Annotated in this window: 24 protein-coding genes and 1 pseudogene; 15 read left to right on the top strand and 10 right to left on the bottom strand. The window is 34.9% G+C overall.

Annotation, left to right across the window (positions count from 1 at the left end):
• Positions 1–124: 124 nt before the first annotated feature.
• From HPT25_RS22185 to ppsA, 3 genes are all read left to right on the top strand, one after another.
• On the top strand, positions 125–580 hold the full coding sequence (locus HPT25_RS22185; protein WP_173069386.1) for a GNAT family N-acetyltransferase: 456 nt from the start codon (positions 125–127) through the stop codon (positions 578–580).
• Positions 581–817: 237 nt separating this feature from the next.
• On the top strand, positions 818–1,309 hold the full coding sequence (locus HPT25_RS22180) for a hypothetical protein (RefSeq protein WP_173069384.1): 492 nt from the start codon (positions 818–820) through the stop codon (positions 1,307–1,309).
• Positions 1,310–1,769: 460 nt separating this feature from the next.
• The gene (gene ppsA, locus HPT25_RS22175) at positions 1,770–4,370 is read left to right on the top strand and encodes a phosphoenolpyruvate synthase (RefSeq protein ID WP_173069382.1); all 2,601 of its coding nucleotides are present in this window, start codon (positions 1,770–1,772) and stop codon (positions 4,368–4,370) included.
• 431 nt (positions 4,371–4,801) lie between these two features.
• On the opposite strand, the pseudogene HPT25_RS28830 reads toward ppsA, so the two are convergent.
• Both HPT25_RS28830 and HPT25_RS22170 read right to left on the bottom strand, forming a co-directional pair.
• A pseudogene (locus HPT25_RS28830) lies at positions 4,802–5,041 on the bottom strand (hypothetical protein); the annotation flags it as partial.
• A gap of 125 nt (positions 5,042–5,166) precedes the next feature.
• On the bottom strand, positions 5,167–5,415 hold the full coding sequence (locus HPT25_RS22170; protein WP_173069379.1) for a hypothetical protein: 249 nt from the start codon (positions 5,413–5,415) through the stop codon (positions 5,167–5,169).
• 552 nt (positions 5,416–5,967) lie between these two features.
• Here HPT25_RS22170 and HPT25_RS22165 point away from each other — a divergent pair.
• The gene (locus HPT25_RS22165) at positions 5,968–6,975 is read left to right on the top strand and encodes a DUF3231 family protein (protein WP_173069376.1); all 1,008 of its coding nucleotides are present in this window, start codon (positions 5,968–5,970) and stop codon (positions 6,973–6,975) included.
• Positions 6,976–7,011: 36 nt separating this feature from the next.
• On the opposite strand, the gene HPT25_RS22160 is transcribed toward HPT25_RS22165, so the two are convergent.
• Together HPT25_RS22160 and HPT25_RS22155 are read right to left on the bottom strand one after the other, a co-directional pair.
• The gene (locus HPT25_RS22160; protein ID WP_173069373.1) at positions 7,012–8,328 is read right to left on the bottom strand and encodes a hypothetical protein; all 1,317 of its coding nucleotides are present in this window, start codon (positions 8,326–8,328) and stop codon (positions 7,012–7,014) included.
• 310 nt (positions 8,329–8,638) lie between these two features.
• Positions 8,639–8,893 (bottom strand): hypothetical protein, encoded by a 255-nt coding sequence (locus HPT25_RS22155; RefSeq protein ID WP_173069371.1) that lies wholly within the window; start codon positions 8,891–8,893, stop codon positions 8,639–8,641.
• A 226-nt stretch (positions 8,894–9,119) separates the two neighbouring features.
• Between HPT25_RS22155 and HPT25_RS22150 the strand changes: the two genes are divergently transcribed.
• The 4 genes from HPT25_RS22150 (at position 9,120) to HPT25_RS22140 (ending at position 11,726) form a co-directional block, all read left to right on the top strand.
• On the top strand, positions 9,120–9,503 hold the full coding sequence (locus HPT25_RS22150) for a DUF2538 family protein (protein WP_173069369.1): 384 nt from the start codon (positions 9,120–9,122) through the stop codon (positions 9,501–9,503).
• Positions 9,504–9,547: 44 nt separating this feature from the next.
• Complete coding sequence (locus HPT25_RS29155; RefSeq protein WP_281368237.1) at positions 9,548–9,682, top strand: hypothetical protein; 135 nt, start codon at positions 9,548–9,550, stop codon at positions 9,680–9,682.
• The gene (locus HPT25_RS22145; protein WP_173069366.1) at positions 9,675–9,869 is read left to right on the top strand and encodes a recombinase family protein; all 195 of its coding nucleotides are present in this window, start codon (positions 9,675–9,677) and stop codon (positions 9,867–9,869) included. The genes HPT25_RS29155 and HPT25_RS22145 overlap by 8 nt, the downstream gene beginning before the upstream one ends.
• A gap of 288 nt (positions 9,870–10,157) precedes the next feature.
• Complete coding sequence (locus tag HPT25_RS22140) at positions 10,158–11,726, top strand: recombinase family protein (protein ID WP_312857317.1); 1,569 nt, start codon at positions 10,158–10,160, stop codon at positions 11,724–11,726.
• Here the strand turns inward: HPT25_RS22140 and HPT25_RS22135 are convergent.
• Positions 11,694–11,864, bottom strand: coding sequence for a hypothetical protein (locus tag HPT25_RS22135; RefSeq protein WP_173058289.1), 171 nt, complete (start codon positions 11,862–11,864; stop codon positions 11,694–11,696). The genes HPT25_RS22140 and HPT25_RS22135 overlap by 33 nt on opposite strands.
• Positions 11,865–12,560: 696 nt before the next feature.
• Between HPT25_RS22135 and HPT25_RS22130 the strand changes: the two genes are divergently transcribed.
• A complete protein-coding gene (locus HPT25_RS22130; protein WP_173069362.1) occupies positions 12,561–13,064 on the top strand; it encodes a DinB family protein in 504 nt (167 codons plus the stop codon).
• 174 nt (positions 13,065–13,238) lie between these two features.
• Here the strand turns inward: HPT25_RS22130 and HPT25_RS22125 are convergent, their stop codons facing one another.
• The gene (locus HPT25_RS22125) at positions 13,239–13,754 is read right to left on the bottom strand and encodes a DinB family protein (RefSeq protein WP_173069359.1); all 516 of its coding nucleotides are present in this window, start codon (positions 13,752–13,754) and stop codon (positions 13,239–13,241) included.
• A gap of 228 nt (positions 13,755–13,982) precedes the next feature.
• Between HPT25_RS22125 and HPT25_RS22120 the strand changes: the two genes are divergently transcribed.
• The 3 genes from HPT25_RS22120 (at position 13,983) to HPT25_RS22110 (ending at position 16,901) form a co-directional block, all read left to right on the top strand.
• Positions 13,983–14,213, top strand: coding sequence for a hypothetical protein (locus HPT25_RS22120; protein WP_173069356.1), 231 nt, complete (start codon positions 13,983–13,985; stop codon positions 14,211–14,213).
• A gap of 358 nt (positions 14,214–14,571) precedes the next feature.
• Entirely contained in the window at positions 14,572–15,927 is a 1,356-nt protein-coding gene (locus HPT25_RS22115; protein ID WP_173069353.1) for a hypothetical protein, read from the top strand.
• Positions 15,928–16,256: 329 nt separating this feature from the next.
• Positions 16,257–16,901: a hypothetical protein gene (locus HPT25_RS22110; protein ID WP_173069350.1), complete on the top strand. Its 645-nt coding sequence runs from the start codon at positions 16,257–16,259 to the stop codon at positions 16,899–16,901.
• Between the two features lie 21 nt (positions 16,902–16,922).
• Here the strand turns inward: HPT25_RS22110 and HPT25_RS22105 are convergent, their stop codons facing one another.
• The 3 genes from HPT25_RS22105 to HPT25_RS22095 are packed head-to-tail and all read right to left on the bottom strand — an operon-like array spanning position 16,923 to position 18,726.
• Positions 16,923–17,393: a kinetochore Spc7 family protein gene (locus HPT25_RS22105; protein WP_173069347.1), complete on the bottom strand. Its 471-nt coding sequence runs from the start codon at positions 17,391–17,393 to the stop codon at positions 16,923–16,925.
• A 54-nt stretch (positions 17,394–17,447) separates the two neighbouring features.
• Complete coding sequence (locus HPT25_RS22100) at positions 17,448–17,756, bottom strand: hypothetical protein (protein ID WP_173069344.1); 309 nt, start codon at positions 17,754–17,756, stop codon at positions 17,448–17,450.
• A 49-nt stretch (positions 17,757–17,805) separates the two neighbouring features.
• A complete protein-coding gene (locus HPT25_RS22095) occupies positions 17,806–18,726 on the bottom strand; it encodes an FAD:protein FMN transferase (RefSeq protein ID WP_217269793.1) in 921 nt (306 codons plus the stop codon).
• A 510-nt stretch (positions 18,727–19,236) separates the two neighbouring features.
• On the opposite strand from HPT25_RS22095, the gene HPT25_RS22090 reads away from it, so the two are divergent.
• Entirely contained in the window at positions 19,237–19,761 is a 525-nt protein-coding gene (locus HPT25_RS22090) for a DinB family protein (protein WP_173069337.1), read from the top strand.
• Positions 19,762–19,910: 149 nt separating this feature from the next.
• Here HPT25_RS22090 and pdxR read toward each other — a convergent pair whose 3' ends face one another.
• Complete coding sequence (pdxR, locus tag HPT25_RS22085; RefSeq protein ID WP_173069334.1) at positions 19,911–21,362, bottom strand: MocR-like pyridoxine biosynthesis transcription factor PdxR; 1,452 nt, start codon at positions 21,360–21,362, stop codon at positions 19,911–19,913.
• Between the two features lie 137 nt (positions 21,363–21,499).
• Between pdxR and HPT25_RS22080 the strand changes: the two genes are divergently transcribed.
• Both HPT25_RS22080 and HPT25_RS22075 read left to right on the top strand, forming a co-directional pair.
• Positions 21,500–22,117: a LysE/ArgO family amino acid transporter gene (locus HPT25_RS22080; RefSeq protein ID WP_173069331.1), complete on the top strand. Its 618-nt coding sequence runs from the start codon at positions 21,500–21,502 to the stop codon at positions 22,115–22,117.
• Positions 22,118–22,280: 163 nt separating this feature from the next.
• Positions 22,281–22,430 carry a hypothetical protein gene (locus tag HPT25_RS22075; protein WP_173069328.1) on the top strand — a complete coding sequence of 50 codons (150 nt, stop codon included), beginning with the start codon at positions 22,281–22,283 and terminating at the stop codon, positions 22,428–22,430.
• The last annotated feature ends 117 nt before the right edge of the window (positions 22,431–22,547 follow it).

Raw genomic sequence — 22,547 nt, 5'->3', positions numbered from 1 at the left:
TTGCAGGAACATCAGATCGGTCGACTTTGAATATTAGTGTGTTAGATAATCTTCCATCATTGTAGAAAGTTTAGGGAATTACAAATAACCTTAAATTAGCACAATTCTTTTTGGAGGGTTAGATTTGGAAATTAGAATAGATGATTTAAGTGGCATGAAAGTTGCAGAATTGGTAAGGGAGCATCTTCAAAGTATGGCAGATAATTCTCCACTTGGGAGTATGCATGCCCTAAATCTTCAACAGTTAAAAAAGCCTGAGATTACGTTCTGGAGTGCTTGGCAAGGAAATGACCTGCTTGGATGTGGTGCATTGAAAGAACTTAACAGTCAACATGGAGAGATAAAATCAATGCGAACATCCACATCCCATCTAAGAAAAGGGGTAGCCAAACGAATTCTTCAACATATTATTGATGAAGCAAAGCGGCGTGGTTACTCTCGGCTAAGCTTGGAAACAGGCTCTATGGATACTTTCGAACCAGCCAGAATATTGTATGCAGGATTTGGATTTCAATTGTGTAAACCGTTTTCAGATTACAAGGATGATCCAAATAGTGTTTATATGACAAAAATATTGTAAATCAAAAGGTTCCTACAAGGGGGGACCTTTTTAGTTTAATTTTTTTAGGAAAATGACAAATTCAGAATCATGTGTTCCATTGTAATAACGTAGAATAGGTCTTTTTCAAAATCACTCTCATCTCAACTAGGGAAATGTTTGGAAATGTGTCATCCTTTATAGTCGTATGTACAAGCCATATATAGCCTCCGTGAATAGCATATAGCGCAGTATTCGTTTGTAAAGGAGGAGATAATCTTGAATAGAAGAAATAATTTTAAATGGTCCGATCCAGTATGGAATGATCCTGGTGCATCACATCTTTACGATGAATTTAAGTGGTCTGGTCCAGCTTGGAATAACTTAGATGCTTCTATCCGACTCGACAACTCCGGTTCGATAACAGAGTCAGGTACAGTCGATTCAACAACATCCAATCCTACTGAGGAATATCTTCAAACAAGCCAAGTTTACGATGGGTATCGGGATAACAGAGTCACTGCATACGATAGAAATCGAGATACCAGTGACCAGAGCCGACATTACAATAGAAATCGGAACATCAGCGCCCAAGAATCCAGATACCGAAGCCGGAAACACAAAAGTAGTCGCGGTTCTAGAAATCGGGACAATGTTGAAGAAATAATTAAAAGGATTCTGGACAAAGATCGGGATGCTAGAGGCCGTAACCGTGGTCGGGACTCCAGAAATCAGGATATAGTAGCGGAGATTATTAGTAAATTTCTTTAAATAGGCATTTAATATAGTCGGTCCATGATTGTAACGGGTTCTGTTTCCGTGTACAAGTTTATAATAAACTTAAAAAAGGGCACAAAAATCTTATCTGAGGATTTAGTTGTCCTTTTTTATTAATTTGTAGGTTTTTTTGTTAAAATAAATGCGTAATTGGTAGAGGAAATCATGCGTAAAAGGCATCGTTACATAAGTTTCCGAATACAAGTTATTTTCGGGAAAATAAACAAATTAAAAGGAAAATAGTAGAGTTTAGTTCTATTCGTTGTGGAAATAACTTTCGATGGGATGAGCCAGAGAATTTGGTTAATGTACGATATGGCCAAGGTGTTTTAAAAAAAATTATACTTTTCCTAATTTAATTATACCATATAAAAAATGGTCAATATAGACTTTTTGTTCGCATTTACTACTGCTAAAATTCAATATGAGATTTGAATGTTAGGGGAGATATAAGATGAGTTCTTTTGTTCTCGGTTTTCAGGAAATGGATAAAACGCAGCTTTTGCTCGTTGGTGGGAAAGGGGCAAATTTAGGGGAGTTATCAAAAATTCAAGGAATGCATGTTCCAGTAGGATTTTGTGTTACAACAGAAGGATACCTAAAAGCCATTGAACAAAACAAAACTTTTCATGCTTTGTTAGAACAACTAACAAACCTAAAAGTAGAGGATCGAGATCAAATTGGAGAAATCAGCAGGAAGATTCGACAAATCCTTTTAGAAGTAGAAATTCCTTCCGATGTTGTGAAAGAAGTTGCTCATTATCTCTCCCAGTTTGGCGATGAGCATGCTTATGCCGTGCGTTCTAGTGCGACTGCTGAAGATTTACCGAATGCCTCTTTTGCTGGTCAACAAGACACCTATTTAAATATCATCGGAATAGAAGCCATCTTAAAGCATATCAGCAAATGTTGGGCTTCCCTGTTCTCGGATCGTGCTGTGATCTATCGAATTCAAAAGGGATTCGATCATCTTAATGTATATATATCCGTTATCGTTCAAAGGATGGTTTTCCCAAAGGCTTCAGGTATTGTATTTACCGCCGATCCGATTACATCTAATCGAAAGCTGCTTTCCATTGATGCCAGTTTCGGACTTGGAGAAGCTCTGGTTTCTGGCTTGGTCTCCGCCGATTGTTATAAAGTGCAGGAAGATCAAATCGTCGATAAGGTAATTGCAGCAAAAAAATTAGCGATCTATGGACAAAAAGAAGGCGGAACAGTGACCGTGCCGCTCGATCCGGAACAGCAAAAGACTCAAACACTTACTGACCAACAAATTTTAGAACTAGCCCGCATCGGAAGACAGATCGAAGCATATTTTGGCTGCCCGCAAGATATCGAATGGTGTCTGGCGGATGATACATTTAATATACTCCAGAGTCGACCAATCACAACGCTTTTCCCCATCCCTGAAGCAAGTGATCAAGAAAATCATGTCTACGTATCTGTCGGTCATCAACAAATGATGACCGCGCCCTTTAAACCATTGGGCTTGTCTTTTCACCTATTAATAACTCCTGCACCTATGCGTAAGGCTGGCGGAAGGTTGTTTGTGGATGTCACACCCATGTTGGCTTCACTTGACAGCAGAAACATGTTATTAAATACCATGGGACAACATGATCCGCTCATGAAAGACGCACTTACGACTGTTGTAGAGCGAGGAAATTTTATAAAATCGTTACCAAATGATCAAAAAGCACCGAGTCCCAACAGAAACAATACAGATATAACAGAAAAAATCGAAAATAATCCGACCATTGTGCATGAGTTGATTAAGCGCAGTCAAACGTCGATAGAAGAGTTAAAACAAAACATTAAATCGATATCAGGATCAGATCTATTTGATTTTATTTTGGAAGACATCAAAGAGTTAAAGAAGATTTTATTTGACCCACAAAGTACAGCTGTTTTTATGACTGCTATAAATGCTTCACATTGGATCAATGAAAAAATGATGGAGTGGTTAGGTGAACAAAACGTAGCAGACATACTTTCTCAATCTGTTTCAAACAATGTTACTTCGGAAATGGGTCTAGCATTATTGGATGTCGCAGATGTGATTCGCCCATATCCAGAAGTAATTGATTATTTACAACAAGTTAAAGATGATAACTTTTTGGAAGAACTGGTTAAGTTTAAGGGAGGACAGGAAGCACGGGATGCTATCTATGATTATCTCAACAAATATGGAATGCGATGCAGCGGAGAAATCGATATGACGAAAACTCGTTGGAGCGAGAAACCAATTACACTTGTCCCCATGATTCTCAGTAACATCAAAAATTTTGAACCTAATGCCGGCAAGCGGAAATTTGAGCAAGGGAAACAGGAGGCTTCAATAAAAGAACAAGAGTTATTAGTTCGATTGAAGCAATTGCCGGATGGTGAACAAAAGGCCAAAGAGACAAAACGAATGATTGATCGTATTCGTAATTTCATTGGGTATCGTGAATATCCAAAATACGGCATGGTTAATCGCTACTTCGTTTATAAGCAGGCAATAATGAAAGAAGCCCAACGACTCGTAAAAACGGGCACAGTTCATGAAAAAGAAGATATATACTACCTCACTTTTGACGAACTTCACGAAGTCGTACGCACCAATCAACTGGATTACCGGATTATCAGCAAACGAAAAGACGAGTACAAATTATATGAAAAATTAACTCCCCCACGTGTGATCACTTCTGATGGTGAAATCATTGCAGGTGAGTACAAACGAGAAAATCTCCCAGAAGAAGCGATCGTAGGGCTGCCTGTTTCTGCAGGAGTTATAGAGGGAAGAGCACGTGTCATCTTAAATATGGAAGATGCTGATCTAGAAGATGGAGATATATTAGTCACCCCCTTTACTGACCCTAGCTGGACACCATTGTTTGTATCCATAAAAGGCCTAGTCACCGAAGTAGGTGGACTGATGACTCATGGAGCGGTTATTGCACGTGAATATGGCTTACCAGCAGTTGTTGGGGTGGAAAATGCCACTAAACTGATTAAAGATGGACAACGAATTCGCGTACATGGAACGGAAGGGTATATCACCATATTGTAATGGCCGAATACGCGCAGATTCAATTAGCAGCATCGCACCAGAGGTTACCAGAGCGGTTTCTACCATCCCTATCTAATAGAATTAAACTAGGGGCAGCACCAAGATACAGAAAAAACAGCGATAATACAATCAATTCCAAATAATTTCTGAGGCGACGAAAAAATACCTTTTCGTCGCTTCGCCGATTTTATGCCATTAAAGATTTACTCGGCGGAATTTCAAAATGTGGTCAGCAGCTTGGGTATATAAATTTGTGATTATTATTACTTAAGAGGGGCTTATATCGATTTATCAGGTTGCAACAGCAGCCTCAGTTTATTCGAACGAGGAAGTTGAACAAAAAATGGATTCAATGAAGAAAATTTTTGGGATTACAGCGCCAAAATGAAAAGGACCAAACAAAATAAATCCTGGTCCTTTTAGTATTCTACTTATCTTAATCTTACTTTTGCTAAGTCATGTTGTATAACATTATTGCCTTCTTCCGGATTAAATGGAGAAGCACTTAATCCAAAAACATTGGTAACAAGATCTCTATCGTCTGGACGTATGATTCTGACTTCATAATCGAAAGTAGAAGCAGGTAGTGGCGATGATCTAAATTCTCGTCTTGTATTTGGAGGTACTGTTTGAGTGGTGGGGTCTAACATCGGTATAATAACAGGAGAACCTTATCACAAGTAGTCGTAAAGCAGAGGGTCGAATTAAATATCGATAGCAAAATGCTGAATTTTTAATATAGAAGGCTATTTTTTAAGTGTAATAAAACGGCTGCTTTTTGCTGCCGTTTTATTTATTATTGATTTACATTTTCGACTGCTTCAGCTTTTGCAAGATAGAAACTGTATTCAGTTCCTTTTTGTTTTTGAGCTATAAGCGTAAATTCAATAATTTCACCGAACTTAAATTCTGGAATCTTGCCACTACCAAAGAATTTATGAACCTCACCGTTCACTTGGACATTTAATATACACATCTTTTTTTTGTTAATCTTGGTAGTAAAATGTCCGCAAGTAATGACACGTCCTTTACCTTTTAAAAACATACATTCACTCCTATTCCTATCTTTTAAAGACAATTAAATGATAAACCATTTTTTAAATTTGTGTTAAAAAAGGCGGATAAAAATAAAATTGTGAACATTTGTACTTAAACTAATGGTTCAAGATAGTCTAATTTAACAGTAAAAGAGTGGACGATATAGAAACGCTTTATTGTATACAATGAGGATATTTTTGATAATTTTGCTAAACATAATAAAAAATATTCTTGTGGAGGATATTGGAATGTTTAGTAAGGGGACAAAAATAACAACTTTATTTTGGATAGCGATATCAGGTATATTTTTAACAACTATAAATTCAATAATACTAGGTATTATGGGAATTAAATCAATGCAAATGATAACCTATATCTATCGTCAAAATAAGAAGCGTGACCGACAGTGAATTCACATACTGTCCATTAATTACCCGTACCCTGCGATTTAATCTGGGATTAAATATATTAAATTAGTTGAGTATCGCTTATTAATTGCGAACAAGTATAATCAACATTCTAATGGAATGTTAGAATAATGAAGGAAGGTTATTGATTTATGGAGCATAATCCAAAGCTTACTTCTTCAGAGGTTGCTGCATTATGGAGTGCATATATGCAAAATTCTATGTCCTACTGTATAGTTCAGCATTTTGCAAAAGTTAACGAAGACAATAGTATGACGGACATTATTCAAACAGCTTTAACAAATTGCAATTTTGTTATAGGTGAAGTTAAACGAATCTTTGAAAAAGAAAAGCATGCTGTACCAATTGGTTTTACACAAGAAGACGTTAACCTTAAAGTTGGTCGTATCTACTCTGACCTTTTTACACTAAGATACATAAAACACATGGCAGCTGCTGGGACAGCAGCTTCAGCTACATTTCTTGCAGTATTGGCTAGAAAAGATGTAAGGAGTGTCTTTTCAAAAACGTCGGAAATGTTTATGAAATTATTCAATGAGGCATGTGACATACTACTGGAAAAGGGTGTATTGGTTCGTTCTCCTATTATACCTCCAATGGATAAAGCGGAATACTTACAAAGTGAATCATTTTTATCTGGGCTAATAGGTCAACATCGTCCTTTAACAGTAGTAGAAATGGCAAACATTTCTATTAATTGCGAGACAAATTCTATTGGCAGAACATATTTGGGCGGCTTTTCACAAACAGCTAATTTACCTGAAGTTAGGAAATACATGGAGAGGGGGATGGAAATAGCAGCAAAACATGAGACTGTTTTTAGAGATATATTCGATAAAGAGGGGATTCCTTTTCCAACTACTTGGGATTCAACTATTTCAAAATCATCTGATGCGGCATTTTCAGATAAGTTAATGATGTTTCAAGTTACAAGTTTAACTGCCATTAACATTGCGGCATATGGAGCATCAATAAGTACAAGTCTTAGAAAAGATTTAGGCGGACATTACACTAGACTAATGGCTGAAATAATCGATTATGCAACTGATGGTATTAAATTAATGATTAAAAACAAGTGGCTGGAACAACCACCACAAAATACAGATAGGGAAGCCTTAAGAAAAAGGGCAACCTTTTAACAAACTAGAACGGTTTTGCATGAAGATGCAACCGTTCTAGTTATTGTTTTTCCTAATTCCCGCAAATTTAGACTTTTCTAATTGAATTAAATATTCCTTATTTCGTTTTAAATGCTCAATTTTTCGTCTTTCGATTTCATCCATAGATATATTCCCATCTTTAATTTCAGAAGGGGAAAAACCTAAAAGCTCCAAAAAGCCAATTAATTCTCGCTTTTTAATGTGTTTCATCTTAATCTGAAATAATTCATTATAAATTGTTTCAGAATCAATAGAATCAAGTGTATCATATAAAGCTTTTTTCTCTTCATACTCTTTTAATAATTTCTCTTTTTCTTTTTGCTGCTTTTCATATTCTTGTTTAGACATATTCAAAATATCATTAGGCGTTTCAAACTCTTCGTCATAAAACATCTTTATTGATGAATTGATATATTCTTTTAAATTTTCCATTAAATCATCTTGGCAGATTGAATACCGTTGTATCAGTAAATCAGTTAAATCATATGGGGAAACAGAAGATAACAAATCTTTATATTTTTTAATTGAATTTGTATTTTTTAAATTACTAAATTCTTCAGGTGCATCAATAAATAATTTTACCATAGAACGCTCCTTTTGTTTTGTAACCATTTTCCAATCAGGTTTGATAAATTGAATCCCTTGTAATATATCCTCAGGTGAGTCCAAGTAAGCTTTTATTGAATCAGAATCACCTTTCAATTCTAATTCAATGCGCCACAGAGGAGAATTTGAAGCTATAATTTTTTCTTCGTACGTTGTTATTTTTTCTCCTTTATTTAATCTGTTTTTGATTTCTTTGACTTTATCGTAAATTCTTACCATATAATCTGATTCTCGAGAGCCAATGTAATAAGTCTCTATATTCCCATCATTACCAATAATAAGGTGAATTTTCCTAACTTTATTATTTTGAATAATCATATAATCAGATAATTTAGTTTCAATATCAAAAGCAATGTCAATTCTAGTGAATCCAACATTTTTTACTAAAGGTAAAATTTTATCTTTAAAGTATGTTATTTGCTCTATTGATAATTTATTAGGATTAAATTCAAATTTAACATCTCTAGAATTTTTAAACTTTTCCTTATTTGTAAATATAAAGGTAATATCATTGAAAATCTTACCTTTAGGATATTTAGTAATCCCATTTTCAATTACAATTAAAGGATTCCCTTCGACTAGAGATTCAGATGTAACCATTTTTTGGAACAATAAATGAGAACCATAGGTAAAATTACCCATTAAGGCTATTCTATCAATTGAAACATTACATTTTATTGGTATTGGGTTATCTAGTAAATTAAGCCATTTGTTTAAATCTACCACCAAAAAACCTCCTAAAAAATTACCGCTGGTAAGGTGCAACCGGCTATTAGAATAGCCGGTTAAATACTACCGCCTCACTTCGTTCGTTGCTACAAGTCAAAAATAAAAATAGTCTGAAAAAAATGACTCTTTTTATTTTATGACTTATAAGTGTTTTGAATTTTTTCCTTATGTGATGACGATTAATAGTTTTTATCTATTTTTTTAAAATCCTTTTTTTATTACTAAGTTTTTTAGGAGGCGGCTCAAAGGTGCAGATAGCGTTATTGTGGTCCGCTCTGCACTTGAGCCATCTCCTGAAAAAACTTAATCAATTAGATGATTCTCTTATTTCATTAAAAGAATAAAGAGCTGCAAAACCTCTGTATCCTTCCAATCGAACAAACCCCTTTATCATTTCTTGTTTTTGTTCATCATTTAATTTAATCCCTAGAAGCAAAAGTTGACTACGAGTACAAAAATCAAAGGGTATTCCAGTATCATCCTTCTTTGTAAAGTCGTATATAGGAAGACCATAACTTTGTACTTGCTTAATTGAAAACATTCCGTTTTTATTTGGTAACATGTTTTTCCCTCCATAAAACAAAAATCTATATATCTTTTAAACGTAAATAGATAAATGTCAATATATTTTTAATGTTTTGAATAAACTTTGTTTTTGTTTTTCAAAAAAAAATAACGAAACTTAAGTTTTTTAAATTTATTTTTGTTAATTTTATTTTACGAATTCGAAATAAGCGCTTATTAAAAATTCACCTGTATTCATAATTAATATCTTGGAGGGTCAAAAAATGTTTTTTTCAAATATGGAACATCAAAATAATTACAATCTATTAATGTCGAAGTATCGTCTAAAAAGTGGTGAGGATACTCAATATGAATCCAATATATATATGTGTTCATACCCACCAATCTTTGATTGTATCGAGGATTTAAGTGACATTGATTATTCCTTTGGTCCACTTTTTTACTTTACAGTTTGGGATGATGAAGAGGAGACCCATGTTGTCTCAGCACCTGGACTTACGGGGTCGACAAGAAGGATGGTTGAACTCGGATTAAGTTGTTATAACGGGTTTCCAATTGGATTAGATGACCTGTTTTCTTCTATCGCAAGTGAGGAGCTAAAAGAAGTAGTGTTTACAACAATGAAAATACGTGCAAGAAAAATATAAAAATTGCCAGTACATAAAACAATATAAAATCTTTGGAGGTCATCATGAATACCACACTTGAAAAAACGGAATTAATTATTCCAACAACTGAGGAATTAAAAAAGGTCGAATTAATTAATGTATTAGCAGGATTAATCAAAAAATATGCCAATGAAAAGGAGGAAAAAGGAAATGAATAAGGTACATGCGGCAATCTACATTAGAGTTTCAACGGAGGAACAAAAGAATAACTTGCCCCTAAAGGCTCAGGAATCTGCGATAAGAGACTATGCTGAAAGAAAGGGATTTTATGTATTCGATGCATATTGCAATGATGGGGGAATCTGGGGAAGATTCAAAGAAACCGGATGTATTAATGTTTATTGATAAACATTTAACTCCTGTATTTGATTATTGAGTTTTGAGCCACTCCATTACATCATCGTGAGCCACTTGGGAATTCACATCAGGATGGTTTCGATTGGCAATAAGCCTATCATGCCTCTCACTCCATTTCAATACGGTGTTCTAACTGGAAATGGAGTGGCTCACGTTTCATAAGCGATGCGGCTCAATATAATGTGAGCAAAAATAACCCCATTTAACAAAAGCTGATTATTACGTCTATTGATACTGTTTTAAGCTAGACAATAGGATTATTCAAAAAATCTACCAATGAAAAGGAGCATAAATGAAATGAGTAAAGTACGTGCGGCAATCTACATTAGAGTTTCAACGGAGGAACAAAAGAATAACTTTTCCCTAAAAGCACAGGAATCTGTGATAAGAGACTATGCTGATAATAAAGGGATGGAGATATACGATGTATATTGCGATGATGGATATTCCGGAAAGGATTTTAATAGACCGGATGTACAAAGGATGTTTAAGGATTTAAGTGAGGATAGATTTACAATCATCTTAGTATGGAAGGTAGACCGCTTGTCACGGAAAAATACGGATGTATTAATTTTTATTGATAAACATTTAACCCCATATAACAAAAAGCTGGTTATCACGTCTATTGACATTGATTCCAGCACGACAACAGGATATATGTTTATCTCATTACTCAGTACCTTTGCAAGTTATGAACGGGCAACCATCATAGACAGAGTAAATTCTGGCATGCAGAAAAGGGCAGAAGAAGGACTTTGGAACGGTGGAACAGTCCTCGGTTATGATAGTGTAGAGAAATTTTTAGTTGTAAACGAGGTTGAGCAGAAACTTGTCGAGGATATTTTTACCATGCGCGCAAATGGTCTTGGATTCAAAGCAATAGTGAATATTTTAAACAAAAGAGGAGAAAAGACCAAGAATAAGAATCCTTTTAGTATTTCAAGTGTTAAATTTGTTCTCAAAAATCCCTTATACATCGGTAAAATAAGGTGGGGCGAGCATAGGGAATTGAATGAGAAAAGTCAAAAAGGGAAGTCGGAGCCATTATATATTGATGGAATACACACTCCAATTATCAGTTTAGATTTATGGGAAAAGGTTCAAAAGGTTAACCAACTCCAAGAAGAAGCTTTCTCCAACAATCGAAATTTTAAAGGTGATTTTTTCCTATCAGGCATATTAAGATGTCCAAAATGTGGTGCAGGAACAGTTATGTGTATGACTAAAAAACGAGATGGTGAAGGCTACCATCTCTACTATATGTGTCAATCATACCATTCCAAAGGGAGAACAGCATGTAGCACCAACCTAATTAAAAAAGATGTAGTAGAACAAAAGGTGTTAAGTGTGATTTCGGAATTAATACAAAATGAAGAAATCATTAATAAAATTATTCAAAAGTTAGATTCCGAAAAAGAAGATACTTTTGAGCCGGTATATAAAGAATTTGAAATTTATCAGGCAAAGTTAAATTCACTATTAAGTAAACAGATAAAATTGGATAGTGATTACTTTGATGAGAAAATTGAGACCCAACTATATAATCGCTTGTCCAATGAGTTACAAATTCAAATTGATGAATTTAAAAAGAAGGTTTCTAAACAAAGCCGAGAAATTGAAAAAGTATCTGCGCAAAATAATATCAATAAAGAAGTAGTTGTTGCTGCCCTACATAACTTTAATGAATTATTCAATAAAGCAGATAGTGAAGAAAAGAAGATGCTTATTCGAGCATTAATAAAGGAAATACACATGGAGAACAACCGGAAGGATATAAAGAAAATCACCTTCTGGTTTTCTTCCGAAAGTGTTTTACCATCTAATGAAGCGAGCAGAACCGCTTGACCAGTCAAACATGAAAACACTAACTGTAAAAGTGTCATCTGGATCAACATTCATGGCTTCCACAACGATAAATTGGGTCAAAGAGTTTCTTCGTAACACGCCAGTTGATAAAATAATATTATCATAGGTATGGCTCATATTTTTGCCTCTCTTCATTCTTATTTAGACAAGTTGTCCTATGATATAAAATGATTTTTTTGAAAGAAAAGAAACGGTTAAATCACCATTTTTTCATAAACTAGAGTAGTTTATTTATTGGCTTTGTTATTATTCATTTGTGATTTTCGTGTAGGTAAGAAAATTCATAGGCTGAGAATTTCCGGCTATTGTATATAGAGGAAGTTTAAGAAGCAGACATTAGCGGAGATATTCCGATTAACTGCTTTAAATAAGACAAAATCCAAAGATTTGGATCATATAAAAGGAAAAACTTCCTTTATTTTTAAGGAAATAGGGGTATTTCCCAAATTAAACGGAATTTTACCGTTTATTTTTCAAACACAATGAAATCAAGCTATAACAGAGAATATATATTAAATGAGATCAAGCAAGCCCTTTTAAACTCTTAGATGGTGCCCTCTTATAAATTCAGAAGTAGTAATGAACTTAATTAATGTTCCTATTCCAATGAATTAGTACATAAAATATACGATTTTACTTTTTTCTTCTACGAGGTGGGCAGGTTTTTTCAATAAAGAAGTAGATGTAGCTCTGTAATAAAGATTGTTCAATTATATTAAAATGAGATGAACTCAGGTGTTTAATGATAGTACCCGTTTGTGTATAATTAGAAGAATATTCTGGTAATTAATATTTCTACGGGGTGGGATTATTATGGAAAAACACGAATATGAGTGGGTAAAACAAACGAGACAGATATTACTAGACCAGTGTAAAGAATTGAAAGAAAATGATTTTACAAAAGAGTTAGGATTTGGCTTTCAAAGTGTAAGAGATACTTTAGTTCATGTGGCGGGTTGTTATCATGCTTGGCTGGGTTCTTTTGTGCTTTCAAAAACAACTTCACCGTTATTACCAAAGGAAGTTATCAATGTTATGCAAATTGATGATATTCAAAGTTATTTTCAACAAGCGGATGTATATGTAGATACTGTATTTGAACAATTCGCTGATCAATTTGATGTTATGATCGAAAAAGAGTCTTCTTGGAAAGTAGGGAGTGGGACGATAAGAAAAACACCACACCAATTACTAATCCATTCTATTACACATGAATTTCATCATAAAGGGCAAATTGTAGCAATGCTACGTCTGCTAGGTTACATACCTAAAAATACAGACATTTTGGGGCTGTCTGAAAAAGAATTCGTTAAATAATAAGAAAAGAGCTATTAAATAGGGTACTTTAGCTAAAGAAAAAACATTATATTTAGAACATTAAGAAAACACCACGATTGGTGTTTTCTTAATGTTATTTAAATTTCTATTTAGATACATCTCTGAATTATTTAAAAAGATTTGCGATCCCTGCAAATGCCAAAATTCCAAATACTATTCATTTCTATTCCTAGTATATAAATAAGCAACATAATCAGTCATAATTCCAGAATACCCCAATTGTCGCAACATTGCCGTTATATTTCCACGATGATAGGTTCCATGATTAACAACGTGCTGCACCAATTCATAAAAATGGGTGTGCAGCTTGCCAAAATGAGGGTGCTCGGGGCAAATGGCTTGCTCGAGATTCTCATGACTTTCTAAAAATGCTTTGAATTTCTTGGATAAGTCTAAGAATAACAGTTCAATCTGCTCCAAACTTTTTCCTTTTGTATTCTCGATGTGCTGTTTTCTAGTTTCAGCAATTTCAGCAAAACTGTCACCAGACAACACAGATAACCATGTTTGATCAGTAGCATAAATATGTATGAACACATCTGCTATAGAAGGGAAAACACTTTGAATCTCCTGATGGTAAAGCTCCTTTGGCAGTCCCTTTAAATGCTCCAAAACTCTTTGATTAGCCCATACGTGAAAATCATATAATTGTAAAGTATGTGATCTCACTTCAAAATCCTCCCTTTATTCATCTATATCTTAGTTCTTAAAAAGAATATTCCTCAAACTATTAAAAAAGTCCTTCCAAAGAAGTGATAATCTTTCAGTCCGGAACAATATTAGTGATGTCAATTCTAGTATTAAGAAAACCAATATTTTTACCTATTATGTGAAAATATTGTAAACTATTAATAAAGAAAAGATCGATACTTCGGGGTAGAAGAAGGAGAATAATTTATGACAGAAAAATCAAAAGCAGCTTTAGCTGAAGAAATATTAAGTAGGCACACAGAGTTGGAGGATATGAAGCTTAGTCTTTATGGTACAGAAATTAAATATAAAGGTTCTTATACAATTGTAGACCGTATAGAAGGTTTAGACGTTAGACTGTATGTTCAAGAAGAAGATGGCGGTCTGTCAAACTATATAAAGATACCACTTCAAGAACTACTTCCATATTTAAGGTAGTAAAGGAATTGTAGGTGCTGTAACTTTAGGCCCTCTTGGTTTGGTCGGAGGATTGGTAGATAGCAAAAAATCAGTAAAACGCTGTGGTAGTTGTGGTTACTCTTTTTAATCTGTACATTCATTTGCCCCCTCAACTAGAGGGGATTATTTATATATTCCTTTATGCCGAAAGGGATTTTATGGAATATCTCAACAATTTAAAATTCTTCTTAGTACTTAATGGTTTATTGGCAAAGCATAGCTCTTCTTTTTCCAAGCAAATTGAAAATTCCTCACAAGAAATATTTGGGAATTAGACGAGTAATTCCAACCATATGATAAAGGTGAGGTTCCATTACTTTATGGAAGGAGGGAGTCTATGTTAACCGCATCTCACTGGATTTTTTTGATTGTGGTGATTTTGGTCATCATAGGGATGGCAATGCGGCGAGGTGTCATACCGCTTTGTATTTTAGGGACCTTTCTTATGGGCTGGGTATTCACTAGGGATTTCGTAAAAGGAATTCAGGTTGTGTATAACGCCAACCTGCAAAGTGCGGAAGAATTGTTAGGGATTATTATTATTATAGGGCTTATGATTGCATTATTGAGATTGCTTGAGCAAATTGGAGCCGATCAGCTCGTGTTAAAACCATTTCGCCAGTTATTTAAAGGTCCAGGCAGTGCATTTTGGGGAACGGGTTTGATAAAAGGGATCATCTCTGCTTTTGTCTGGCCAACTCCAGCCACTATGATGGTTGGACCCATGATGATTCCCATTGCTTTACGTGCTGGATTGCCAATTATTGGTGTCGCCATGACGATGAACCTTTTCGGGCACGGAATCGCGTTATCAGGAGATTTCATCATTCAAGGTGCCCCGAAGCTCACGAGTTCTGCAGCTGGAGTGGGGATTATGGATTTGATTATAGCAAGTGTCCCTTTGGTAATCGTTACTGGATTAGTTAGTCTTATTTTATCTTATTGGTTTTTACGGCGGGATATGAAGAACGGATTGATTGTGATTGATCAATTAGTGGAAGAAAAAAGTCAGACTGAGTTTAGTTATGCCTCTAAGTTTGCGGCTATTGTCGTTCCTCTTGCCTTCATCGCTTCCATTATTCTAACCATCACCTTATCCCTAAAGGGAGGAGATGCGAGTGCTCTCATTGGCGGGGTAAGCTTACTCCTCTTCACCATTATTGCTCTCATCGAACATGGAAGAAAAGCCTATGAAGTCGTTATGAAGAATCTCCAGGAAGGTTTCATTTTCTCCATCAAAATTTTCGCTCCTGTTATTCCTATAGCTGGATTCTTCTTTATGGGGTCACCTGATATTTCACCGCTGATTCTAGGGAAAGGTGCCCCAGGTTATTTGTTTGATCTTGGTAATGCACTAGCCAACCATGTTCCTTTATCGGCTATTCCTGTTGCCATTATTGTTGTTTTAGTAGGAATTATTGCTGGCCTTGATGGATCTGGATTCTCAGGTCTCGTACTGGTAGGAACATTAGCTCAAGCACTTGGTAAACCTATTGGCGTGAATGTTGCCGTACTAGCTGCATTGGGTCAAATGGGTTCTATTTGGAGCGGTGGTGGAACGATTGTTCCGTGGGGAGTTCTGGATATTGCCGGTGTAACGGGAGTTGAACCAGAGACACTGACTAGGCGGAATTTCCTTCCTGTTATCATTGGTTTAGCTGCTGCAACGATCGTAGCAATTATGATGATGTAAGGATGAAAAGAGGATACCACAAAAGGTCGGTACAAAATGGAGTATCCATTGCTAAAAGTAATCTATACGCAATTAATACATTTATTTAGTGAGCATTGATTGGTACAATGCAATGCTACAGATGTTCGTGCATCTGTAGCTCTTTTTTTTAATAGTCCTTAAAAAAGTAGAAGGCATACTAAAGTGCAACAAGGTTTAAAATTTAGTTAAGAAACTTACTAATTTTTCCAAAACGCTATAATTCATTCGTAACTTTAGAGTAAAAATAGTATAGAAAAAAAGTATGAGGAGATAAATGATAAAGTAGAAAGGAATGTTGAAAAGAAAAAGTGGACAAAGAAAAAAATGCATCTTTTTTAACTTTAGTAATAGTAATTGCAGCAACCCTTGTATTTACGTTCATTGGTTTTCAAATGCTTTCTCATAATCCTAACGTTCACAATCAAAGATATTGGATTATGAGCCGTTCATCCGCAATAGCTTCGTATATTATTTTAACTTTTGTAGTTGTGCTAGGAAACCTACTGAGTAATCCAAGAAATAAAGATCGGTGGAAATTATCAAAATACCTATTGCCTTGGCATCAAGCTCTGATAGCTGCAACATATAGCCTTGTCATTTTGCATCTTTTCTTTACTGCAATAGATCCAAAGTCAGTTGTCAGTTTTAAACAAATGTGGTTTCCGATTTTTTCAGCATATCATCCATATCCTATGTTGGCAGGAGCCATGGGACTTTATTTACTTATTTTAATTGGATTTACTGCTTCAATTAGAAAAAAATTTAAACAATGGCTTAATATCCATCGAATTTCCGTAACAATTTGGTTTTTAGTAACGTATCATGCATTTATTGGGGGTTCAGACTCTCATGCATTTATTTTAGTATATGGAATATCAACATTGTTGACATTTGGAACATTTTTTTACCGTCACTGGGCAGTAAAAAAACGTAAAGTGAAAAGACAGTCCTGACTGGACTGTCTTTTGTTAATTTCAAGATGCTCTTGTTGTAGATTGTACAACCGGTGGCGCAGCAGAAACGACGAAAGAATGCTGAGCTACTTTAGGAACAGGGACAGCTACAGCAGTTGTTTTGCGGCTTACACTACTTGATGATGAATAGACCGGTGTTGAAGCGGAAGAATGAGTTTTATGAATGGAATTAGATATGGTTTTGATTTGGTTTTGGATTTGAGTAATATCTGAATTTAAGGCACTAATTTGAGTGTTTTTTTTGTTTACATCGTTTGTAATCTTATTATAAGTAAGCTCTAATTGGTACAATTTTTGGTTCTCATTATTTAACTTTTTAATTAAGTTATTTCGTTCCTGGATTTTTTTCTTGTATGCACTCTGTTGCTGATTTGTAGTTGTTACTTGCGCTGCAACGTGATTAAGTATACCGGTATATAATCCACCAGCGGTAATAATTCCTATTACTGAATACCTCAAAACTTTATTCATCAACTTCACCTCGTATCTTCTGTCTCATCAGAAGTAATTATAATAAATTAGTTTTTAATTATTTTTTTGAGAAGAGTGCATATTTTTTACTTTTGTCGTTAAAGTATTTTTTTTGGAAATTAAATTTGCATATTGATTATTGGTGGATGCTTGAACTTTCATTTCTTCAGCCAAACTACTTTGCATTTTTTGAACTTGTTCTTTCACACTTGTAGTTTGTTTTTGTAATTGAACATCAGAAACAGCAGGATAATCGGTAGGTTTGCTGTACTTAAGATAGTGTTGAAATTCTATATAAGAACTACCAAAAAATCCAAAAGTGAATAATACTAACATGCAGCGTTTAAAAATGGTAGAAGCCATGAAATCCTCCTTAAAAATAAGTAACTTATTTTTAATACCACTTAAATTATTATCTATCTGAAAACGAAAAACCTGAATAGAACCAAGATATTTTCGGGGTTAATTCAGTAGAATACTGAATTTCTTTTTGGTTATTAATCGAAATATGAGGTAAGAATGGAATTGCTATATTTTTTTGTTCATCTTGAATGAAAAGACATTTTGCATAAACCTCAGCATCCACACATGTTTTCCCAAGTGCAATGACACTCACAATATTCCCTTGATAAGGTTGGTGGCTCCATGGGTTGATAAGGTGATGAACGGATTGATTATTGTGTTCCCATTTATTTTTCCATACGGAACTTGTACAAATAGCAGTTTTTTCACCAGAAATTCTTAATGCCATAGACAAGTCATTTTCTGAATGAATGGGATCTTCCACTCCAATGTTCCATGGGCTGCCGTCTTCTTGTGTTCCATTAACTACCATATCCCCTCCGGCGTTGATGAAATAGCCGAAAAGGTCGTTTTTGTATTGGCGTTCAATTAAATTGGATAGATGATCCGCGGTATATCCTTTTCCAATTCCGCCCAAGTCAATAGGAGTTGAGAACTTAACTTGTCCAAGGTTGTTCCATTCGAATAAGTAATCTTGAGATGGGGCTTGAGGAACTTTGGAACCTGCATACCCCAATTGGACCAAATCAGAAAGGACTCTAGGGTCGAAAGTACCTTTCATTTCAAACCACTTTTCTTCTGTTCTATTTAAAACATGGGACATAACATCTGATACACTGTTCCATTTGTGAATGTTTCGATTTAAAAAAGTAAGTTCACTTGATTCACGAAAGCGAGACATGATTTGTTCAAGACGTTCTGTTTCGGAATTCAAAATGGTTAATTGATCATAAGGAATTTCATATTTTGAATCAATTCGGATTTCAAATGTCGAATTCATTGCACGAAATGTGAACACCTGTGATGGCAATTGTATTCATCCTCTTTTATAGAAAAACGGCTTAAACCGGTTTTTCATGAGTTATTTATCAATGAATGCTCCATTCATTGTTTCAAACATATTCCGTTCAGCAGTGATGATAATACAAAATATTTATACTGTTGCAAAACCGAGTTCTAGCAAGATAAGACTGCAAGAAGATGTTTTGGTATGACATATTTTGAGTATAACATGAATTATTTTAAGTTATTATTGGAAAATATCAACAAACCACTAGATGTAAGTTTTCTTTAACGAATACAAACGATGAGCAGGGATCAATAACGTTGCTTTATTTATATAAATTGCCCATAAAATGATTTATCTTAAGAATAGACGTTCTTTTGTTAAAATAGGGTAATAAAATCAAATAGAATAGGGATAACAAACTATTGAAACTTAAGTTTATTTGATGGTTGATCAATAATTTATTAACTAATTTCATTTTTCTTAAGAGATGAGACGGTAAGGTTGCCAGATAAAAAGGGAAGGGGCAGTTATATGCATTTTAATATGAAAGAAGCGATTGAAATTCTTGAACGGACACCCCAAACATTAAAGTATTTTTTATCAGGTTTATCGGAGGGATGGTTGTACTGTAATGAAGGGGAAGGTACTTGGAATGCCTCTGAAGTGATTAGCCATCTGATCGAGGGAGAGAAAGAGAATTGGATACCTAGATTAGAATTCATTCTAAAGGAAGGGGAAAATAACCCGTTTCCTCCTTTTGACCGTTATTCGCATTTAAATGAAAAGGTGGAAAGGTCGATTGAGCAAAAGTTGCTTGAATTTAAAAGGATCAGAACAGAAAATATAAACAGGTTGAAAGTCCTAATTAATACCGAGTCTCAATTGCATTTGACAGGGTATCACCCTGCATTTGGTACGGTGAAAATAAGCGAATTACTTTCTACTTGGGTGGTCCATGATTTAACACACATCAGTCAAATTGTACGGGTAATGGCAGATAGATACAGGACAGATGTAGGCCCTTGGAAAGAATATTTAGGAATATTGAAGAAGTAATGAAGCTGTAAGTGTTTATCATGCTTGCGAAATGGTGTTGGGTTTTAAAAACGGAATTTCTATTAGGTACTCTTGTCCCTAGTAGAATTCCGTTTTTTATGTTCTATGTTTATATTTTTGTCTTAATAAATAAATTCCAGTGAACCAAATTATTTGGCGATTTGTTTTATAATGGTTGCTAAACGTTTTAGCCCATACTCTAACTCTGCTAGAGATGCAAAAGAGTAGGAAATGCGCAAGTATTGTTCGGCTTGATGATCATAAACATTTCCAGGATTCAATAATAGGCCTTCCAAAAGTGCGGTTTCAAATAAATATCGAATGGATATTGATGGTATTAACCGGACCCAAACATAAAATCCTCCCCTTGGTTCCCCCCATTCTGCTAGATCAGAAAAATACTGATTAAGAATATTCAAGGTGAAATCTCTTCGAATTTTTAGCTCATTTCTTAATTCAATAAGATGTTGAACATATAATCCACTAGAAAACCATTCTACTGCTGCCCATTGAGATAAAGAACTCGATCCATAATCCGTTTGCATTTTAATATCTGCTAAGTGATCGATAACTGGTTCTGGGCCAACTATCCAACCGATCCGAAGACCGGGGCTTAATGATTTGGACAAACTACCCAAATACAGGACAAGCCCGTTTTTGTCGAAAGCCTTAAGCGGTTTTGGAGGCTGTTCATTGAACCATAATTCCCTATAAACATCATCTTCAATAATAGGTAATTGTTCTTGCTGACAAATCTTTAATAATTGTTCGCGTCTTTCTGCACTCATTACGGTTCCAGTAGGGTTGTGAAAAGAAGGAATGGAATATAGCAATGCACCTTTATGTGTTTTTTTGTAATGAGAAAGATAATTGGCTTCCATTCCATCTTGATCCATAGGAATACCAACTAAACGGATACCTGCGGATTGGAAGACATTTATGGAATGAAGATAGGACGGTTTTTCGGTTAAAACCGTAGAACCTTTATGCAATAAGCCGAGACTGATAAGCTGCAGGGCTTGTAATGCACCTGATACGATCAAAATGGAAGAAGGAGATGCTTGAATGCCGGTGGTCATTAAATATTTTGAAATTTGTTCTCTTAATGGCATCAATCCCTTTGATTCTCCATAGCCATAAGAAATCTCCTTAGTAGACAATTCTTTTATAACTTCTTTCATGGAATGAACAGGAATAAGAGTTGGAGATAATTCTCCAGTTCCCAATCGTATCATGTTTGGTATAAATTCAGCTTGATTTATTTCTTGAATGGTTGGTAAATTGGGTTTGTGAATTCCGAAAGTTACATATGAACGCCAATCTGGAGGAGGAGTTGTTGCTAATAGATTCCATGTATTATTGGTTACTCTTGTTCCGCTGCCGCTTTTTCCTTGTATAAGACCTTCTGCTGTTAATTCTTCATATGCTGTTACCACTGTACTTCTATTAACACCCAAAGCCTTGGCTAAGGTGCGCTGGGGCGGGAGTTTATAACCGATTGTCCATTCACCATTTGCGATTTTCCCTTTAATAAAATCTGTAATTTGTTTATGTACGGGTACTGGAGATGACTTATTTGGTTTCCAATCAGTAGTAAACATTAAAAAATGGTTCTCCTTTTTTTATTTATTATATAACTTGGTTGGTTTTAGTTCCATCCAATTGGTTGGAGACAAAGGCAAAATTTCGAATTAATATATAGCCTGTTGAAACATATTGAAGGAAAGGGAGAAATTAGATGTTAGAACCATTTATTCATGGATTTATTCTTGCACTTGGATTAATCCTGCCTCTCGGTGTCCAAAATGTTTTTGTTTTTAATCAGGGAGCGCTGCAACCCAGTTATCGGAGGGTATTACCAGTGGTGATAACAGCTTCCTTGTGCGATACCTTATTAATTTTGGCAGCCGTTCTAGGTGTTTCCTTACTCATTTTAGGTTCATTTTGGATAAAAACGATCTTACTTATGGGCGGGTTTATTTTCTTAGTTTACATGGGATGGAACACTTGGAAAAGTAATCCAAGTAATGAAAGAAAGGAAATGAGTGTAAATTTTACATTTAAGAAACAAGTGTTGTTTTCAGCATCGGTTTCTTTGCTAAATCCCCATGCGATCATGGATACTGTGGGTGTCATCGGAACAAGTTCATTAAACTACCAAGGAGAAGAAAAGTTCATATTTGCTGTTGCGTGTATTTTGGTTTCATGGATTTGGTTTTTAGGCCTTTCAATAATTGGGCGAATTAGTGGGAAAATCGATCAATCCGGAAACTTTTTGTTGTTTTTAAATAAAATATCAGCCCTAGTAATGTGGGGAGCTGCAGTTTACCTTTTGTTGGCTTTAATAAAACAATAGCATAAGGAATTCAATGCCCGTCATTTTGTAGCTATGTTTTTTGAAAAATTTATCGATCCAATAAGATTCATTAAAATGGTGGAGACCATTCGAATAAAGATAAACATTTTGCACAAAATGAAATAGAAATCTGCGATGAACAATAAGAAATCGAGGGCGAAATATGGGGAAAGACAAAGGGAAAACACGGAATGTATCGGGCAGTTTTCAAATCATTGAAGAAGAACGCATGAAAGCAATTGAGGATTTGAGAAGAGAAAACAATCTAGATGAAGAAACAGAGTATTACGCTCGAATTTTTATGGAAGATTAAACATTTTTTTGAAAGATGTTCAAGAAGATATGGATGGACCTTCGCTCAAGGGAAGAAAATGGCTGTCAACTATGGCAGCCGTTTTTTCATTTTCAATATATATCCTTCTTCTCGTAA

This window comes from Neobacillus endophyticus, from assembly GCF_013248975.1.
Lineage (GTDB): Bacteria > Bacillota > Bacilli > Bacillales > Cytobacillaceae > Neobacillus > Neobacillus endophyticus.
The sequence above is the reverse complement of the archived record's forward strand: the minus strand, read 5'-3'. Positions and strand labels throughout refer to the sequence as shown.

What these genes read in the sequence shown, in the direction of transcription:
- HPT25_RS22100 (WP_173069344.1), bottom strand. Translation starts at nt 17,756, where the DNA reads ATGGCTTCTACCATTTTTAAACGCTGCATGTTAGTATTATTCACTTTT.
- HPT25_RS22140 (WP_312857317.1), top strand. Translation starts at nt 10,158, where the DNA reads ATGAAAAGGAGCATAAATGAAATGAGTAAAGTACGTGCGGCAATCTAC.
- ppsA (WP_173069382.1), top strand. Translation starts at nt 1,770, where the DNA reads ATGAGTTCTTTTGTTCTCGGTTTTCAGGAAATGGATAAAACGCAGCTT.
- pdxR (WP_173069334.1), bottom strand. Translation starts at nt 21,362, where the DNA reads ATGTTTACTACTGATTGGAAACCAAATAAGTCATCTCCAGTACCCGTA.
- HPT25_RS22090 (WP_173069337.1), top strand. Translation starts at nt 19,237, where the DNA reads ATGCATTTTAATATGAAAGAAGCGATTGAAATTCTTGAACGGACACCC.
- HPT25_RS22105 (WP_173069347.1), bottom strand. Translation starts at nt 17,393, where the DNA reads ATGAATAAAGTTTTGAGGTATTCAGTAATAGGAATTATTACCGCTGGT.
- HPT25_RS22170 (WP_173069379.1), bottom strand. Translation starts at nt 5,415, where the DNA reads ATGTTTTTAAAAGGTAAAGGACGTGTCATTACTTGCGGACATTTTACT.
- HPT25_RS22120 (WP_173069356.1), top strand. Translation starts at nt 13,983, where the DNA reads ATGACAGAAAAATCAAAAGCAGCTTTAGCTGAAGAAATATTAAGTAGG.
- HPT25_RS22155 (WP_173069371.1), bottom strand. Translation starts at nt 8,893, where the DNA reads ATGTTACCAAATAAAAACGGAATGTTTTCAATTAAGCAAGTACAAAGT.
- HPT25_RS22150 (WP_173069369.1), top strand. Translation starts at nt 9,120, where the DNA reads ATGTTTTTTTCAAATATGGAACATCAAAATAATTACAATCTATTAATG.
- HPT25_RS22165 (WP_173069376.1), top strand. Translation starts at nt 5,968, where the DNA reads ATGGAGCATAATCCAAAGCTTACTTCTTCAGAGGTTGCTGCATTATGG.
- HPT25_RS22145 (WP_173069366.1), top strand. Translation starts at nt 9,675, where the DNA reads ATGAATAAGGTACATGCGGCAATCTACATTAGAGTTTCAACGGAGGAA.
- HPT25_RS22075 (WP_173069328.1), top strand. Translation starts at nt 22,281, where the DNA reads ATGGGGAAAGACAAAGGGAAAACACGGAATGTATCGGGCAGTTTTCAA.
- HPT25_RS22080 (WP_173069331.1), top strand. Translation starts at nt 21,500, where the DNA reads ATGTTAGAACCATTTATTCATGGATTTATTCTTGCACTTGGATTAATC.
- HPT25_RS29155 (WP_281368237.1), top strand. Translation starts at nt 9,548, where the DNA reads ATGAATACCACACTTGAAAAAACGGAATTAATTATTCCAACAACTGAG.
- HPT25_RS22115 (WP_173069353.1), top strand. Translation starts at nt 14,572, where the DNA reads ATGTTAACCGCATCTCACTGGATTTTTTTGATTGTGGTGATTTTGGTC.
- HPT25_RS22130 (WP_173069362.1), top strand. Translation starts at nt 12,561, where the DNA reads ATGGAAAAACACGAATATGAGTGGGTAAAACAAACGAGACAGATATTA.
- HPT25_RS22135 (WP_173058289.1), bottom strand. Translation starts at nt 11,864, where the DNA reads ATGAGCCATACCTATGATAATATTATTTTATCAACTGGCGTGTTACGA.